This is a genomic window from Enterobacillus tribolii (assembly GCF_003363015.1).
GTDB lineage: Bacteria > Pseudomonadota > Gammaproteobacteria > Enterobacterales > Enterobacteriaceae > Enterobacillus > Enterobacillus tribolii.
Genome location: NZ_QRAP01000002.1, coordinates 249,968 through 266,554, shown reverse-complemented (window position 1 = coordinate 266,554; position 16,587 = coordinate 249,968). Strand labels below are relative to the sequence as shown.

Genomic DNA, 16,587 nt, shown 5'->3' with positions numbered 1-16,587 from the left:
GTTACCCCTCCGACAGTTCTAAAAAATCGACGATCTGCGGAAAATAGTGCTCGAAACCGACGAAACTATGATTACCGCCCGATTCAATGGTCTGGCGGCATGATGTGTAATAAGCCACCGCCTGGCGGTAATCCAGCACTTCATCGCCGGTTTGCTGCAATAACCAGATAAGATCTGGTGATTCCAGCGGGTCCACCTGCATGACTTTCAGATCGTAAACGTGGCGTGACTCTAACACATATTGCTGGCCGGTGTAGGGATTCTCATTGGCACCGAGGAAATCAAGCAGCAGTTCATGCGGCTTGACTGCCGGATTGACCACCACCGCCGGCAGCATAAAACACTGAGACAGCCATGTTGCATAATAGCCGCCCAATGAGGATCCCACCAACCCGAGCGGTCGCCCGGAACGCTCCATCACAATGTCTTCCAGCATCTGCGCCGCCTCCGCCGGATAAGGCGGCAACTGCGGCACCAGCATGGTGACATGCGGGTGGTATTCGCTCAGCCATTGTTTCAGCGCCGTGGCCTTGACCGAGCGGGGGGAACTATTAAATCCGTGTAAATATAGCAGCGTAGGCATCATCAATAGCCGTCAGAGTCCAGGTCCGGCCGGAATTCCGTTCCGGTCAGACGGTGCAGTTCCGTGGTGACGGAACCATCGGGATGTAAATCCAGATAGCGCCAGCCGGGTGCAACCGTATCAATAGTGAAGTTGGTACACAAGGGTTTGAACTGAATACAGGTGGAGGGCGAAGCCAATATGCGGCAGTCGTTCCACATCAAATCCAAATCCTGGTGAATGTGGCCGCAAAGCAGCGTTCGCGCCCGCGGATAATGCGACAGTATCTCCCCCAGCATATGGGCGTTACGCAGGCTGTGCTGATCGAGCCAAGTGCAGCCGGATGGCAGGGGATGATGGTGCAGCAGCGTCAGGGTATAGCGCTCAGGATGCTTGGCAAGCGCGGCGTCCAGCCATTCAAGCTGGTAGTCGCTCAGTTCGCCGTGGGGCACGCCGAAAACCTGGCTGTCGAGCAGAATCACCTGCCAGGAATCCCCCAGCAGAACGTGCTTCGTCGGGTTGATGCCCGCTTCGGCCAGCGTATCGACCATCGCCGGCTGAAAGTCGTGATTACCGGGCAACCAGATGCAGGGCTGGGAGAAACGGGCCATGCCCGCAGCGAAATGTTCATAGGCCGCCACGGAGTGATCCTGAGCAAGATCGCCCGTCGCAGCAATTAAATCGAACGGACGGTTCTGATCCCGAACGGCATCAAGCACGGCGTGATAACTGCGGTAAGTATTCACGCCCAACAACGTCTCATGTTCGCCCGCAAACAGGTGGGTGTCAGTAATTTGTAAAATTCTGACCGGCGCCCCACTTGCAACGGTCAGATGAAACAGGCTTTCCAAATAATGTCCTTCATGACTTTGGTCGTGCTCAGAAGTACGCCCGGCATACAGCATGCCCAGCAGCGGTCTCCGGGCGGCACAAAGACATACAGCGCCGGCGGAACCGCGTCCTCCGGCGTTTTAGTCTGTCTGATAAACCGGGATTGCCATTGCTCCATGCGTTAAACAATAACGCAGCCAATCTGCGAGAAACTGGTTAATTTGATGCTTTTCATCGCGCTGATGCAACTTTTTATTCGGGTAATCATAGCGCGCCTTGAAGCGGGAGATCTGCTGACTTGCACACACTTCCGCAACCATAGCGTCATGATACAGGCGCACGCTCATGGAGGGCAGCCCCCAATGGGCCGGCTCCGGCGCCATCTGCCGGATGTCCACCAGCGAGGTGTAACGGGTCGATTCCGTGACGGTGATCTGGTATGTCGTTCCGTTGACCTGATATCCCTGTGACTCTCCGACATCGTCTCTGCGCGGCAATAAACGTCTCAGTTGGGCATAGTTGGTTTCGCACAGCCGCATCATCAGCGGGAAATCTGGGGAATAACGCTTCATCTAAACTCCGGCAGGAACGTAATAAATGGACAACAGCGGACTAACGGGAACCGCACCATCTCTGACGCAGGGGCTCATGGTGCAACGCCAGCCATTGTAATGCAATCACCGAGGCGGCATTGTCGATAGCGCCCTCTTCCACCCAGCGGTATGCCTGTTCGCGGCTGACCACGTGCACGCGGATATCCTCGTGCTCCTCCGGTAAACCGTGGATGCCGGAGGCCGTGGTCGCGTCGACTTCGCCCACCATGATGGAAAGACGTTCGCTGGTGCCGCCGGGGCTGGCAAGATAGCTTAGCACAGGCTCGCAGCGGCCCACCGTCAATCCGGCCTCCTCCATCGCTTCGCGGCGCGCCACGTCCTCGACGCTCTCGCCTTCTTCTATCATGCCGGCCACCATCTCCAGCAGCCAGGGCGTCGGGCTGGAGTCCAGCGCGGGAATGCGCAGTTGCTCCACCAGCACGACTTCGTCGCGCACCGGATCATAAGGCAGCAGCACGGCGGCATGACCACGTTCGAAAACCTCGCGCCGCACCTCGCCGCTCATTTCTCCGTTGAACAGCCGGTGGCGAAAACGGTACAGCTCCAGTGAAAAAAAACCGCGGTACAATGATTCCCGTGCAATAATTTCCACATCGCTTTTGCCCAGCGTAACGGGCGATGACTTCGGGTCGCTCATGGATACAAATCCCCTTAATCGGCTTGAGATGGTTCGTTTATCTTCAAAAGAGTAAACTCACGGCAGCGTCCCGGGTAAAACGGGCCTGGGTGAAAAGAAGTAAAGAAGCCTATCGCAGCTCACATTATTGTGACAAACCGATAAATGAAATAATCTGGAATTATTTGGGAATGATGGCACGTAAAGCCATCTTCCCGAAGCAACGGACTCTGGTAGAATCAGCGACTATGTGACTTTCGTCAGCGCTACAATAGCAACATTGCTGCACAACAAGGAATGCAAATGAAGAAACTTCTCCCCATTCTTATTGGCCTGAGCCTGGGTGGCGTCAGCGCCCTGAGCCATGCGGAAAACCTGGTCGAGATCTACCAGCAGGCGCTCGCCAGCAACCCGGATCTGCGCAAGGCCGCAGCCACGCGCGACGCGGCATATGAAAAAATTAATGAATCACGCAGTCCGCTGCTTCCGCAATTGGGATTAGGCGCTAACGCATCCTATACCAACGGCATGCGCGACAGCGATGGCCTGAACTCCAAGAACTACGGCGGTACGTTGTCCCTGACGCAGACGCTTTTTGATATGTCGTTATGGCGTCAGCTCTCCCTGACGGAGAAACAGGCCGGCATTCAGGATGTGTCGTATCAGTCATCACAGCAAACCCTGATGCTGGAATCGGCCACCGCCTACTTCAACGTGCTGCGCGCCATTGACGCCCTGTCGTATACCGAATCCAACAAGCAGGCGATCTACCATCAGTTGGATCAGACCACCCAGCGCTTCAACGTTGGCCTGGTCGCGATTACCGACGTGCAGAACGCCCGTGCGCAATATGACCAGGTGCTGGCTAACGAAGTGACCGCCCGTAATAACCTGGATAACTCGCTGGAAAATCTGCGTCAGATTACCGGTCAGTATTATTCGCAGCTCGCTTCGCTGAACGTTGACCGTTTCTCTACCAAGCGTCCGGAAAACGTCAGCAACCTGCTGCGCGACGCAGAGCAGCGCAACCTGCAGTTATTGACTGCCCGCCTGAACCAGGATCTGGCCCGCGAGCAGATCAAACTGGCGCAGACCGGCTACATGCCGACGCTCAGCCTGTCGGCCTCCAGCGGCGTCAGCAACACCGATTACAACAGCTACCCCAAAAATACGCTGAGCCCCAGCGCGGGTAAGAGCAGCTATGACGGGCAAAACCAGATCGGGCTGAATTTCAACCTGCCGTTATACAGCGGCGGCGCCACCAATTCCCAGGTCAAGCAGGCGCAGTATAACTTCGTCGGCGCCAGCGAAGGTCTGGAAAGCGCCCACCGCGCCGTGGTGCAGAACGTCCGCTCATCCTACAACAACATCACCGCGTCCATCAGCGGCGTCGAGGCTTACAAGCAGGCCGTGATTTCTGCGCAAAGCTCTCTGGACGCCACGCAGGCCGGTTATGAAGTCGGCACCCGTACCATCGTGGACGTGCTGAACGCCACCACGCAGCTGTACAGCGCCAAGCAGAACCTGTCCACCGCGCGCTACGATTACCTGATCAGCCTGCTTAACATGAAGTATGCGCAAGGTTCGCTGAACCAGAGCGATCTGGCGGCGCTGAACAACGATTTGGGTAAAAACATTCCCACCTCCCAGGACTCCATCGCCCCACGTGATGACGCTCAGGCCGCAGTTGCCGACGGTAATACCAGCAGCAACACCGTTGCCGCCGAACCGGCCCCTCAGCCGGTAACAGTGAAGCAGAGCGAACCAGCTAAGGGTAAAAACCCGTTCCGCGGTTAATCCGCTCCGGCTGATAAAAGGGCGTCATCTGACGCCCTTTTGTTTTTTTGCCGTTCGGGCGAATTACATCCTCTCCGCCACGCGTTATCATGCGCTTATCCTTTAACGCATGATGATCGGTATCATTGTGACTTCCCTGAGCGAAAACCTGCCGACTGACTGGTTAGCGTTTTTCTCCCGTGGCAGCCTGCCGGCGGAGCAACGGCCTGCGCCCACGATTTACGACTCCTGGCTACGCTGCCAAAAGCTGATGCAGCCTGCGCCATGGCGTCTTCCCCACCGCGCGGGCGCGGCAACGCTGAATGCGGTACGCCAGCGCAAAAGCGACCTGCTGACGCTGGGGCAGGCTGCGCTGGAAGATGCCTGGGAACTGATGGCGTCACGGCGCTGCGTGCTGCAAATCCTCGATGAAAGCGGCTGCCTGCTGTGGCAGTGCGGCCATACACACACCCGTTCAGCGCTGGAAAGCCTGGGATTCGTCACCGGCAGCTACTGGGCGGAAGGGCATGTCGGCACCAATGCAGCGGCGCTGGCTATCCGTAACGGCAATCCGGCGCAGGTATGCGGCGACGAACATTACAAGCAGGCGCTACGGGCCTGGAACAGCAGCGCCACTCCGGTGTATGACAATAATGGCCGGCAGCGGGCGGTGATCGTTTTGCTCTCGGCGGCTGACGATCTCTGCACCAGCGATCTGTCGCTGACGCTGAGCATCGCCAAAGAGATCGGCAACGCCCTGCACAGCGGGATCCTGCTGGCGGAAACCAATCGTCACCTGAACGAGCTGTATGCGCTGCTGGACGGCGTGGAGGATGGCGTACTGGCCTGGGATCATTACGGCTGCCTGCAATACCTCAACCACCGCGCGGCGCATATGCTGCAGCTCGATGAGCAAAACAGCCTTGGTCAGCCGCTTGCCGGGCTGCTGGTGCTCCCCGTTCTGTTGCAGCATGCCATCGCCCAGCGTACTACGCTCAGCCATGCGGAAGTGACCTTCGAAACGCAGCAACAACACTTCGTCACGACGCTGCTGACGCTCAAGCCGGTTCCCGATGGCGAATATTGCAGCTTCATCGCCCTGCTCCATCCGCTGGAACAGTGGCGGCAACTGATTCACCACCAGTTCGGCAAGGTGGGCCAGACGTTCGAGCAAATGCCCGTCGGCTCGGCAGACATGCGCCGCCTGCTGCGCTACGGCCGCCAGGCGGCCCGCGGCCATCATCCGGTTTTGCTTCAGGGCGAGGAAGGCGTCGGTAAAGAACTGCTGGCGCAGGCCATTCACAACGCCAGCGAGCGGGCCGCCGGCCCTTATGTGGCGCTGAACTGCCAAACGCTGGCCGAAGAACAGATGGCGCGGGAACTGCTCGGGCGCGATGCCAGCGAAGCCGAAGCGGGTTATCCCGGCAAGTTCGAGCTGGCCCAGGGCGGTACGCTTTATCTGGAGCAGGTGGAATATCTGCCGCCGGAAATGCAGTCAACCCTGCTGCAAATCATCAAAAACGGCGTGGTCATACGTCAGGGCTCCACGCGGGTGATCCCCGTGGATGTACGCCTGATCGTCGCTACCAGCGCCGATCTGCCCTTGTTGATCAAACAGGGGCGCTTCCGCCGCCAGCTGTTTTATACCTTGCAGGCCTTCGAATTACAGATCCCGCCGCTGCGGCGCAGGCAACAGGACATTCCGCTGCTGGTCACTCATCACCTGCAAATCCTCGGGCGGCACTTTCGCCACCGCTATCAGATTGACGAAGACGCCATGCACCAGCTGTGTTGTTACCCCTGGCCGGGCAACGATCTGGAGCTGAAGGGCGTCGTCGAGCGGGCGGCAATGATTTGCCAGCATAACCGCATCCGGCTGACCGATTTGCCGGAGCACCTGCTGGCGGAGAAACTGGCGCTGGAGCCGGAAAATCCATTTCCGGAGCAGGTCATGACGCTGGAAGCCGCAGAGAAGCAAACCATTATCCGCGTGGCCCATGCGACCGGAGGCAAGATTAACGAAATGGCGTTGTTATTGGGCATTGGCAGAACCACACTGTGGAGAAAACTAAAACAACATCAATTGGACGTCGGCCAGTTTAAACAGTAAATACCGTTATTAAACCGATCTGATAATACGTTATTTATTAATACATATACAAGAGTATTCTTACTGATACATATTATCTATCAATTGAATAATCAGGTAATATTTCATTACATCAGAACATCATTAAAAAATATTTTTCATAAGCCACCTTTCAGAATTACTATATAAATCACCCGACGAAAGCGCCTTACGCCACCAATCTAAAAACAGATGGATATATCAGCACCTTAAGCGCAGGCGCTGCGCACTTTTGGCCGTAAACATCGGCATACCAGGCATCAGGTTGTACTCAAGGCTATCTGGAAAACGCTATTACGATAAGCACTAATTTATATTTTCACACTCAGGAATAGCTCATGAGCATACATTCATTTGGCGCATGAAATAGACAATAAATATACAAACTCACTGTTTATAAAACTCACAACAACTCAATCTACGGAGCGTTTAAACACAAAACAAATAGCACTTGGTTCAGGAATTAATTCTATATAAAAGGAGTATTATGTGAAAAAGAGAGTGTTCTCCAAAAGCAAGTTCGCCATTTCGATATCTCTTGCTCTGTTAAACGGATTGCCGGTTTATGCAGCAACAACGGTTACCGGCCCAAATAAAACGACGTTTGAAGATCAACTTTTCAATAGCTCTGCGACAACCGGCGCCTCCGCACTGAAGGTAGAACAGGGAGGAGAAGCCACATTAAACGGAACCAGCACCATCATGGTCACGGTTAATGCGGCAAAAGGCATTGATATCACCGATACCAATTCTTTTGCCGACATTAACGGAACTGCGGATATCGATTTAGGGACATATACCGGCGCCGTAGGCATCAATGTAGAAAATAACGGCGTACTGAACGTCAACGACGGTGGTTCGCTGAACATCCACTCATCCGCATCCGGCAGCGGCACTGGCCCTAAAGGCGTGGTCGTCACCAGCGGAGGAACGGCGAACCTGGGCAACGGCACGTCCATTATTACCTCCGGCAGCAATAGTCAGCTGACACAGGCTGAGGGGATTTACGTCAACAACGGCGCGTCCCAGGACAACGACACGCGGGTGACGGCGAACAACATCAATATCCAAACCCACGGCGTTAACAGCGCTGCCATCGTGGTGGAAAACGACGTCAGTACATCGCTCGGCAGTTGGGAGAACACGAAGAGCGGCATAGTGCAACTCTCGGGAACCCAGAACCAAATCACCACCACGGGCGCGGGTTCCGCCGGTTTAGCCACCCGTGCAACAACGTACGGCAGCTCGCTGATTTTGGTGGGCAACAGTTCTGCCCCCGCCTCCGTAACCATTACGACCTCCGGAGAAAATGCCGCCGGCATCAGCGCCACGACCAACGGCAGAATAGTCCTGAGCGGCGACAACAACATCATCACCACTACCGGAAACAACGCCTACGGCGTAACGGCCGCCGCCGTCAGCGGCATGCTGGGCGGGCAGGACGTGCTCGGTCTGGTGCAGATCGAGGGGAATGCGAACCAAATCATCACGCAGGGCGACGCTGCGCATGCGGTCTATGCCGGCGCAGGCGGCAATATCGTGATCGATAACACCGCCGGTTCCAGCCTGATTGAAGCGCAAGGCGCCGGCGCCCACGCAGTTTACGCCAACGGCGCGTCCTCCACGGTGCTTGTCCCTGCTTCCATCACCCTCAACCAAAACGGCGGAAGCATCAGCAGCGCACAAGGAGACGTACTGCGCGCCGACAGCGCAATCCTGACGGCCACGCTCCAAAACACCACGCTGTCCTCCGAACAGGGGCGGATCATCGCGGCTACACAGAGCGGTGCTTCATCGGTTGCGGGAACCGTCAGCGTTCTGGCTGGCACAGGTGCGCAGTTAAACGGCCAGGTTTATGCCGATGCCGCAAGCCATGCCACCCTGACGCTGGACTCCGGCGCCAGTTGGACCGGCTTGGGGAACGGGGCCGATGTTGCCGTTCAGCAGGGCGGTTTGTGGACGATGAACGACAATTCGGTTCTGAAATCACTGTCAAATGCCGGGAATATCGTCATTGAGCACAACGGCGCCGACTTCCGCACGATAACGGTAGAAGGCAATTACGTCGGCAACGGCGGAACCCTGACGATGAACACCGTATTCGGTGATGACAATTCCCAAACCGATAAGCTGATCATCACCGGCGATTCCAGCGGCAGCTCCTACCTGAAAATCAACAATGCCGGCGGTACGGGAGCATTAACCGTCAACGGTATTGAAGTCGTGGAAGTCGGGGGCGACTCAAGCGGCAAATTTGCCCTGAGCGGCCGCGCCACCGCAGGAGGTTATGAATATTACCTGTACCAGGGAACGCCAAAGCAGAATGACGGAAACTGGTATCTGCGTTCTGAGTTGCCGACGCCGGATGACGGTCCTGTCCCCGATCCTGATCCGACGCCCAACCCTACGCCAGATCCTGATCCCGGAACAGATCCCGCCCCCACCCCGGATCCGGGTTCAGACCCCACGCCGCCCGCAGTGGTAGCGCCGGAAGTCGGTGCGTACATCGGCAACCAGTTAGCGGCGAACATGATGTTTATGCATACCCTGCACCAACGTCTGGGGGAACCGCAATTCACCAACGCGCTGCGTGAAGATACCGCACGGCCCACCGCCATGTGGCTGCGGGTTACCGGCGATCACACCAAGGCCAGAGCCGCCGGCAGCCAGCTGAGGCTGCAAACCAATACCGCCGTCGTGCAGTTGGGCGGTGATATCGCGCAATGGACCGGGGAAGACAACGATCGTCTTCATCTGGGGATCATGGGCGGAGCGGGCCGGGCATGGACCAATTCGCACTCGCGCCTCAGCGATTACAACGCGAAAGGCAACGTAGACGGCTACAACGTCGGCGTCTACGGCACCTGGTACAATAATGCGCTGGAACAAACCGGGCTGTACGTCGATTCCTGGCTCCAGTATTCCTGGTTCAGCAACGAGGTTAAAGGCGACTACCTGGAGCGGGAAACCTACGACTCCGACGGCTTTACCGCCTCGCTGGAATCCGGCTATACCTTCAGTATGTATAAAGGGGAAAACAAGGAGTGGTTTATCCAGCCCAAGGCTCAGGTGGTCTGGAGCGGCATCAAGGCGGATGATTTCAACGATGCCCAGGGCCAGCGCGTCAGCCAGTCGGATGATGATAACATCATGACCCGCCTCGGCCTGCGTACCTACCTGCGGGGCAGCTCGCCGGTAAACCGGGCGCAAATCTTCCAGCCGTTCATGGAGGTCAACTGGATTCATAACACCAGCGACTTCGGCGTTCAGTACGCCACTCCGGCACAGAACGGCGACTTCCGGCTTCAGGGTACGAAAGATATCGGCGAGGCCAAAGTCGGCCTGCAGGGGCAGCTAAGCCGTAATCTTTCCGTATGGGGCGAAGTCTCTCATCAGGTGGGCAACCAGGGGTATTACAACACCTCCGGCCTGCTTGGCGTGAAGTACGTTTTCTGATCCCTTAACGATTAACGCCACCGTACCAACGGTGGCGTCACGTTTCATCCGTTAGCGCGCAGAATTTCCCCCCGTGCGGCATCCAGCGTGATGCGCTCTCCCTCCTTCAGGCTTTTCAGTCCGTCGCCCGTTTCAACAACCATCGGTATTCCCAGCGCCGATGCCAGTATCGCACTGTGCGACACCGGGCTTCCCGCACTGAGCACCACGCCTTTGGTTAACCGACGGTCAAGCATCATCACTTCGGAAGGAAACAGTTCATCGCCCAGCAACACCGACGGCGCGGGCGGCTGTGCGACCTCCGGCCCCCCGTTTGTCAGATGCGTCAGCGTACGCCACAGCAAGTCGCGGACATCCAGTTCCCTGGCCTGCAAATAGGGATCGTCCAGTTCGCGATAGGCCTGAGCCATTGCGTCCAGCTCCGTGCGCCAGGCCTCAGCCGCACAACAGTGCTTCAGGGTAATGAGGTTAAACGCCGCGGTTTGCAGATCCGGATCGTCTATCAGCATGCTCTGCGCGCCGAAAATACCCGCGTGCTGTTTTCCCAGCAACTGATGCGTCCGTTCGGCCAGCCGGGAGAGATCGTTAAGGGTGGCGGCGATGGCCTGACGCAGGCGCTGTTGCTCCACCTCGATCTGTTCCGGCGCAATACGGCCGGCGGGAATCACCGGATGCGCCCGCTGCATCCAGAATACAGGCGCGGTAATCCGCTGCACGGCCACGGCGCGCCCGCGCAGTATGGGCGTACTGCCTGATTCCGGCGTCGGTTCATCGCCGAAGTCCGCCTGCGCCAGTTGCTCAAATGCCTGCAACGCCGCCGGCGCATCTTCACCCTGCGCCTGCAGCCGTATTTCATCCCCCCGGCGAACCTGCAACAGCGTAATCTGATTCAGGCTGCGCGGATCGGCATGCTTATCACCTTTATGCAGCACCAGCGCGGCATGGAACGGCGCCAGCGCCGCGGCCAGACGCGCTGCCGGACGCGCATGCAGCCCGGCGGCGTTGCGCACCGTCCAGCAGGCCTCCACGGCATCGTTGCCCAGAACGGGAGCCGAATCTGCATCATCAGGCATATCCTGCTCGCCGAGCTGCGCCCGTTTCGCCTGTAAAGCCCGTTCAGCCTCTTTTGCCGTATCTGCCAGCGACGCGCCGCCCGATGCCGCCACTACCGCCGCCAGCGTGCCTTCCACCAGCGGCGCGGCGCACAGCCTGACGTTCGCCCGCATGCCGGGGTCGATCAGCTCCAGCGCCGTTTCGGCGCTCAGCAGGGCGCTGCCTAAGTCCATCAGCAACAACACGCCGGACGGCGTATATGCCTCTTCGATGGCCTGCATCACCCGGATGGCGTCCGTTCCTATCGGATTGTCTGGGTCTTCAATGCCAGCGGCCAGCAGCAGGCGGCAACCGCTATGCTGCATTTGCCCGGCCAGTTCGGCCACGCCTTCTGCCAGGCGGGCGCTGTGCGACACCACCACGATATTTACCATCTTCCCTCCTTCAGGCGCGGGCCGCGGCCGCCAATGCCTGAATCATCAGCATCGCCGACGTGGCGCCCGGGTCCTGATGCCCGATGCTGCGCTCGCCCAGGTAACTTGCCCGGCCTTTGCGCGCCTGCATAGGGATTGTTCCTTCCAGCGCGCGCTGCGCCTCCGCTAATGCGGCGTCCAGCGCCTGCGGCAGGGTGTCTCCCCGATCTGCGGCCGCCTCCAGCGCGGCGATCGCCGGCCACCAGACGTCGCACATGGTTTTATCGCCCGGCTCCGCCTTGCCGCGCGCCACAATGCCTTCCGTTCCTTCTTTCAGCATCTGAATCAGCTCCGCCAGCGTCAGGCACTGTTTGGCATTCGTACTCTGAGCGGCGCGGATGAAGAAGGTGCCGAACAGCGGCCCGCTGGCGCCGCCGACGCTGGACAACAGCGTCATGCCGGTATTTTTGAGGATGAAACCGATGTCTTTATCCGCCACCGCGGGCAGTTTCTCCATGACTTTGCTGAAACCACGGTTCATGTTCAGCCCGTGATCCGCATCGCCGATTTCGGTGTCCAGTTGGGTCAGGAAATCCTTTTGGGCGCTGAAGGCGTCGCCGCAACGCGTCAACCACACCACGATTTGCTGTTTGCTCAGTGTCATTGTCGTGTTCCTCTACCGCCCCCAGCGCAACGCAGGCGTATTCACCGGCGCATCCCACAGGGCGAGGATTTCCCCGTCCGCCTTCAGCAGAGTAATGGAAACGCCCTGCATATCCAGCGACGTGCAGTAAGATCCCACCAGGCTGCGCGCAATCTCCAGCCCGAACGCGTCGCAACGCTGTTGCAGGCGATGATAAACGCCGTACAGCTCCGACAGCGGCGTCGCGCCCAGGTTGTTAACCAGGGCGATCACCCGGTCGCCTTTTTGCAGCGGCCGCTTTTCCTGATGCAGATCCTGCCAGTCGCCGGCATCGCGATCCCAGGCCCGGATGACGCGCTGATACTGCCCGTGCGCGATCAGGGTGTCGAACATCTGGTCTACGGTATCATCCAGCGTACTGAACGAACGGCGCTCAATGCCCGGTTCGCCGTGGATCCCCACGCCGAACTCCATCTCATTTTCCGCCAGCGTAAACGACGGCTTGCCCGCAGCCGGGACGGTACAGGCATGCAGCGCAATGCCGATGGAGTGCCCGTCGTTATTCAGGCGGTGCCCTAACGCCACCAGACGATCCAGATCATCGCCGCGCGCCGCAGCGGCGCCCAGCAGTTTCTCCATCAGCACGGTGTTGGCTACGCCGCGCCGGCCGGCGGTGTACAGGCTGTCTTTCACCGCGACGTCGTCGTCCACCAGTACGGCGCCAACCTTAATACCGTCGCCGTGCAGCAGTTCCGTGGCTGTTTCAAAATTGAGAACGTCGCCGGTGTAGTTCTTGATCAGCAACAGCACCCCTTCTCCGCCGTCAATCGTCCTGGCGCATTCATACATTTGGTCCGGCGTAGGAGAGGTGAAGATTTCGCCGGGGCAGGCGCCGTCCAGCATACCTTCACCGACGAAGCCCGCATGCATCGGCTCATGGCCGCTGCCGCCGCCGGACAAAATACCTACCTTGCCCGCTACCGGCGCGTCATGGCGGGTCACGAATACCGGCTCGCGGTGCAGGCGCAGCGACGGGTACGCCTGCGTCAGCCCCAGGATCTGTTCCTGTAAGACATTCTCAACGTGATTAATCAGCTTCTTCATTGTCCTCTCCGTTCCGTTCAGACATGAGACGGGGAACGATTGTCCCCCGTTATCGAGATTAGCTCAGCCAGGCCTGGCCCAGACGATCCGCTGCCAAAATTGCGGCATAGACCGCTTCCGGCGTGACGTTGAAAGGCATGTTGTGAATGGTTTCGCCTTCTGCGCAGCTGGCTTCGGCCACCGCCATGATTTTTTTCTCCAGCCCTTCGCCCGCTTTCACGCCCAGTTGCGCCAGCGTGATCGGCAGGCCGACCTGTACGCAAAAATCCATCACGGTTTCAATCTGCTCACAGCTGCTGTTTTGCAGCACCAGCTGAACCAGCGTACCGAAGGCAACCTTCTCGCCGTGGTACATATGATGGCACTCTTCCAGCACCGTCAGCCCGTTATGCACCGCATGCGCGGCGGCCAACCCGCCGCTTTCAAAGCCCAGCCCGCTCAGATAAGTATTCGCTTCGACGATACGTTCTACCGCCGGCGTAACCACTTTGGCTTCCGCCGCCAGCTTGGCCTTGTAACCCTCTTCCAACAGCGTTTCGTAGCACAGGCGCGCTAACGCCAGCGCGGCCAGGGTCGATTCGCCGCCCGCCATGCTGGACGCATGGGCATCCCAGCAGGCCTGTGCCTCGAAGTAGGTGGCCAGCGCGTCGCCCATCCCGGCCACCAGCAGACGCACCGGCGCTTTGGCGATGATCTCGGTGTCCATCAGCACCATGTCCGGGTTGGTGGGATAAATCAGATAGGATTCAAACTCGCCGTGCTCGCTGTAAATAACCGACAGCGCGCTGGTCGGCGCATCGGTGGAGGCGATGGTCGGTGCCACGATGACCGGCAGCTTCTGGTAATAAGCCACGGCTTTGGCGGTATCCAGCGTTTTACCGCCGCCGATGCCGATAACGCACTGGCAGCCATGTTTTCCGACTTCGGCGCCGAGACGGTCAATCTCTTTACGGCAACATTCGCCGCCAAACAGGGAAAAATGCCCTTTCACGCCGTGCTCAGCCAGGCTGGCGCCCACCGTGTCGGAGGTGAGTTTCATCACGAAATCATCGGCAATAACCAGGCAGTTTTGCCCCAGCAACGCGGCGTATTGGCCGACGGAACGCAGCGCGCCCGCACCCTGGATATATTTAGACGGGGCTTGAATCACTTTCAGCATCATGAAACTCCTGTAAAAGTAAGAAACAAAATGCGGATATTCCGGAAGGGATGCGCCGGTCCGTCCGCCACTGAGAACTGACTATACGGCGAAAAAGACAGCAACGGGCAATGCGTAATTAGGTTTCATTATGAAACAGAAAGAACACAAAAATGTTTCATAATGAAACGCCGCAGCACCGTCTGATCCAGAAAAAGAGACATTCCGCACATTCCATTTTCAGACAGAGATCCCAGATAACGTAAAAGTCCACGCCCCCTCGGCATTTGCTTTAGTTTTAGACATTTTTCCCCTATCCTATGCCCTATCTGGGAATCAGGAATCGGGCCGCACGGCAGGAAGCCGGCAAAGCCTGTTGGTAAAAAAGGGGAATTGAATTCATGAAACGGACTAAAAACATCAACCACGCCGCTTTTCGTAAGTCGCTGCGCCCGGCGCATCTGGCTATCGCCATCAGCGCGGTCTTTATGCTCTCTGCCTGTGAAAAAGCGGACGAAACCGTCTCCTTGTATCAGAATGCCGACGATTGCAGCCGTGCTAACCCGTCGATGAGCGAGCAGTGCAAAACCACCTATGAGAATGCCCTGAAGGAAGCTGAAAGAACTGCGCCGAAATACGCCTCGCGCGAAGACTGCGTCGCCGAATTCGGCGAAGGCCAGTGCACGCAGTCTCCGGCACAGGCCGGCATGGCGCCGAACAACGCCGAAGCACAGCAGAGCGGCAGCTTCTGGATGCCGCTGATGGCCGGTTACATGATGGGTCGCATGATGAGCGGCGGCGCCTATGCCCAACAGCCGCTGTTCACCTCGAAATCCGCCGCCAGCCCGGCACGCGGAAAATTCGTTGACGCATCAGGCAAAAGCTTTGGCTCCGCGAACAGCTACGGCCGCACCATGACCGTGCCGAAAACCGACATGGCGCCCAAGCCGGCAACCACCAATACCATTACCCGCGGCGGCTTCGGCCAGAGCGTAGCGAAGCAGGCCACCATGCAGCGCAGCAGCGCGACATCCTCTTCCCGCTCTTCCAGCAGCAGCCGCAGTTTCGGGGGCTGATACGCACGCATGATCCGTCAATCCATCAGCGAGCGTCCTGACTGGCGCGAAAAAGCAACCGAGTTTGGTTTTCAGTTCCACACCATGTACGGCGAGCCGTACTGGTGTGAGGACGCGTATTACCAGTTCACTCTGGCGCAGATTGAAGAGCTGGAAGAGACCACCGCAGAACTGCATCAAATGTGCTTGCAGGTGGTGGATCTGGTGGTGGAAAACGAGGAACTGCTGGCGAAATTCCGCATTCCCAAGCACTGCTGGGAGTTCGTACGCACTTCATGGCGCACCCGCCAGCCGTCGCTGTATTCCCGTCTGGACCTGGCTTACGACGGCAAAAGCCCGGCCAAGCTGCTGGAGAACAACGCCGATACGCCGACGTCGCTGTATGAGTCTGCGTTTTTCCAGTGGTTGTGGTTGGAAGATCAGATCAACGCCGGCAAGCTGCCCGCCAATGCGGATCAGTTCAACAGCCTGCAGGAGAAGCTGATCGATCGCTTCACCGAGCTGAAAAACAACCACGGCTTCGGCCTGCTGCATATGGCGTGCTGTCAGGACAGCGTGGAAGATCGCGGCACCGTGCAATACTTACAGGATTGCGCGCTGGAAGCGGGTCTGCCGAACGAGTTCCTGTTCATGGAAGATATCGGGTTGGGCGAAAAGGGGCAGTTTACCGATCTGCACGATCAGGTCATCAGTAACCTGTTCAAGCTCTATCCGTGGGAATTCATGATGCGCGACATCTTCTCCACCAAGCTGGAAGATGCCGGCGTGCGCTGGCTGGAACCGGCCTGGAAGAGCATCATCTCCAACAAGGCGCTGTTGCCGACGCTGTGGAAAATGTTCCCCAACCACCCGAACCTGCTGCCGTCCTACTTTGCCGAGGATAATCACCCGCCGCTCGATCGCTTTGTGGTTAAGCCGCTGTTCTCCCGCGAGGGCGCGAACATCCGCATCGTGGATAACGGGCAGGAGATTGCCAGCGCCGACGGGCCGTACGGCGAAGAAGGCATGATCGTCCAGCAGTTCCATCCGCTGCCGATGTTTGGCGACAGTTACACGCTGATTGGCAGTTGGCTGGTAAACGATCAGCCTGCCGGGATCGGCCTGCGTGAAGATCGCAGCCTGATAACGCAGGATCTGTCGCGTTACTATCCGCACATCATCCTGGACTGATCGCGCC

Annotated in this window: 13 protein-coding genes; 5 read left to right on the top strand and 8 right to left on the bottom strand. The window is 58.1% G+C overall.

What is annotated here, in order from left to right; translation table 11 throughout:
• Window position 1: 1 nt before the first annotated feature.
• The 4 genes from yqiA to nudF form a co-directional block, all read right to left on the bottom strand.
• Window positions 2–583: an esterase YqiA gene (gene yqiA, locus C8D90_RS05970; protein ID WP_115457798.1), complete on the bottom strand. Its 582-nt coding sequence runs from the start codon at window positions 581–583 to the stop codon at window positions 2–4.
• 2 nt (window positions 584–585) lie between these two features.
• Window positions 586–1,413, bottom strand: a complete 828-nt coding sequence (cpdA, locus tag C8D90_RS05965; RefSeq protein WP_115457797.1) for a 3',5'-cyclic-AMP phosphodiesterase — start codon at window positions 1,411–1,413, stop codon at window positions 586–588.
• Window positions 1,414–1,533: 120 nt separating this feature from the next.
• A complete protein-coding gene (locus C8D90_RS05960) occupies window positions 1,534–1,965 on the bottom strand; it encodes a DUF1249 family protein (protein ID WP_115457511.1) in 432 nt (143 codons plus the stop codon).
• A gap of 40 nt (window positions 1,966–2,005) precedes the next feature.
• Complete coding sequence (nudF, locus tag C8D90_RS05955; protein ID WP_115457510.1) at window positions 2,006–2,644, bottom strand: ADP-ribose diphosphatase; 639 nt, start codon at window positions 2,642–2,644, stop codon at window positions 2,006–2,008.
• 282 nt (window positions 2,645–2,926) lie between these two features.
• Here nudF and tolC point away from each other — a divergent pair, with 282 nt between their 5' ends.
• The 3 genes from tolC (at window position 2,927) to C8D90_RS05940 (ending at window position 9,983) form a co-directional block, all read left to right on the top strand.
• Window positions 2,927–4,420 carry an outer membrane channel protein TolC gene (gene tolC, locus C8D90_RS05950; RefSeq protein WP_115457509.1) on the top strand — a complete coding sequence of 498 codons (1,494 nt, stop codon included), beginning with the start codon at window positions 2,927–2,929 and terminating at the stop codon, window positions 4,418–4,420.
• 109 nt (window positions 4,421–4,529) lie between these two features.
• Window positions 4,530–6,509 (top strand): dihydroxyacetone kinase operon transcriptional regulator DhaR, encoded by a 1,980-nt coding sequence (gene dhaR, locus C8D90_RS05945; RefSeq protein ID WP_260503109.1) that lies wholly within the window; start codon window positions 4,530–4,532, stop codon window positions 6,507–6,509.
• Between the two features lie 507 nt (window positions 6,510–7,016).
• Window positions 7,017–9,983, top strand: coding sequence for an autotransporter outer membrane beta-barrel domain-containing protein (locus tag C8D90_RS05940; RefSeq protein ID WP_147291328.1), 2,967 nt, complete (start codon window positions 7,017–7,019; stop codon window positions 9,981–9,983).
• A 44-nt stretch (window positions 9,984–10,027) separates the two neighbouring features.
• Here the strand turns inward: C8D90_RS05940 and dhaM are convergent, their stop codons facing one another.
• Genes dhaM through C8D90_RS05920 form a run of 4 tightly spaced genes read right to left on the bottom strand, consistent with a single transcriptional unit; the run spans window position 10,028 to window position 14,355 of the window.
• On the bottom strand, window positions 10,028–11,470 hold the full coding sequence (gene dhaM / locus C8D90_RS05935) for a dihydroxyacetone kinase phosphoryl donor subunit DhaM (RefSeq protein WP_115457507.1): 1,443 nt from the start codon (window positions 11,468–11,470) through the stop codon (window positions 10,028–10,030).
• 10 nt (window positions 11,471–11,480) lie between these two features.
• Window positions 11,481–12,113 carry a dihydroxyacetone kinase subunit DhaL gene (dhaL, locus tag C8D90_RS05930; RefSeq protein ID WP_115457506.1) on the bottom strand — a complete coding sequence of 211 codons (633 nt, stop codon included), beginning with the start codon at window positions 12,111–12,113 and terminating at the stop codon, window positions 11,481–11,483.
• 12 nt (window positions 12,114–12,125) lie between these two features.
• Entirely contained in the window at window positions 12,126–13,196 is a 1,071-nt protein-coding gene (gene dhaK, locus C8D90_RS05925; RefSeq protein WP_115457505.1) for a dihydroxyacetone kinase subunit DhaK, read from the bottom strand.
• 58 nt (window positions 13,197–13,254) lie between these two features.
• Window positions 13,255–14,355, bottom strand: coding sequence for a glycerol dehydrogenase (locus C8D90_RS05920; protein WP_115457504.1), 1,101 nt, complete (start codon window positions 14,353–14,355; stop codon window positions 13,255–13,257).
• 380 nt (window positions 14,356–14,735) lie between these two features.
• Between C8D90_RS05920 and C8D90_RS05915 the strand changes: the two genes are divergently transcribed.
• Window positions 14,736–15,410, top strand: a complete 675-nt coding sequence (locus tag C8D90_RS05915) for a DUF1190 family protein (RefSeq protein ID WP_115457503.1) — start codon at window positions 14,736–14,738, stop codon at window positions 15,408–15,410.
• Between the two features lie 9 nt (window positions 15,411–15,419).
• Window positions 15,420–16,580 (top strand): glutathionylspermidine synthase family protein, encoded by a 1,161-nt coding sequence (locus C8D90_RS05910; protein WP_115457502.1) that lies wholly within the window; start codon window positions 15,420–15,422, stop codon window positions 16,578–16,580.
• The last annotated feature ends 7 nt before the right edge of the window (window positions 16,581–16,587 follow it).

What these genes read in the sequence shown, in the direction of transcription:
- dhaR (WP_260503109.1), top strand. Translation starts at nt 4,530, where the DNA reads ATGATGATCGGTATCATTGTGACTTCCCTGAGCGAAAACCTGCCGACT.
- dhaK (WP_115457505.1), bottom strand. Translation starts at nt 13,196, where the DNA reads ATGAAGAAGCTGATTAATCACGTTGAGAATGTCTTACAGGAACAGATC.
- dhaL (WP_115457506.1), bottom strand. Translation starts at nt 12,113, where the DNA reads ATGACACTGAGCAAACAGCAAATCGTGGTGTGGTTGACGCGTTGCGGC.
- dhaM (WP_115457507.1), bottom strand. Translation starts at nt 11,470, where the DNA reads ATGGTAAATATCGTGGTGGTGTCGCACAGCGCCCGCCTGGCAGAAGGC.
- C8D90_RS05910 (WP_115457502.1), top strand. Translation starts at nt 15,420, where the DNA reads ATGATCCGTCAATCCATCAGCGAGCGTCCTGACTGGCGCGAAAAAGCA.
- C8D90_RS05960 (WP_115457511.1), bottom strand. Translation starts at nt 1,965, where the DNA reads ATGAAGCGTTATTCCCCAGATTTCCCGCTGATGATGCGGCTGTGCGAA.
- yqiA (WP_115457798.1), bottom strand. Translation starts at nt 583, where the DNA reads ATGCCTACGCTGCTATATTTACACGGATTTAATAGTTCCCCCCGCTCG.
- C8D90_RS05915 (WP_115457503.1), top strand. Translation starts at nt 14,736, where the DNA reads ATGAAACGGACTAAAAACATCAACCACGCCGCTTTTCGTAAGTCGCTG.
- tolC (WP_115457509.1), top strand. Translation starts at nt 2,927, where the DNA reads ATGAAGAAACTTCTCCCCATTCTTATTGGCCTGAGCCTGGGTGGCGTC.
- nudF (WP_115457510.1), bottom strand. Translation starts at nt 2,644, where the DNA reads ATGAGCGACCCGAAGTCATCGCCCGTTACGCTGGGCAAAAGCGATGTG.
- C8D90_RS05920 (WP_115457504.1), bottom strand. Translation starts at nt 14,355, where the DNA reads ATGCTGAAAGTGATTCAAGCCCCGTCTAAATATATCCAGGGTGCGGGC.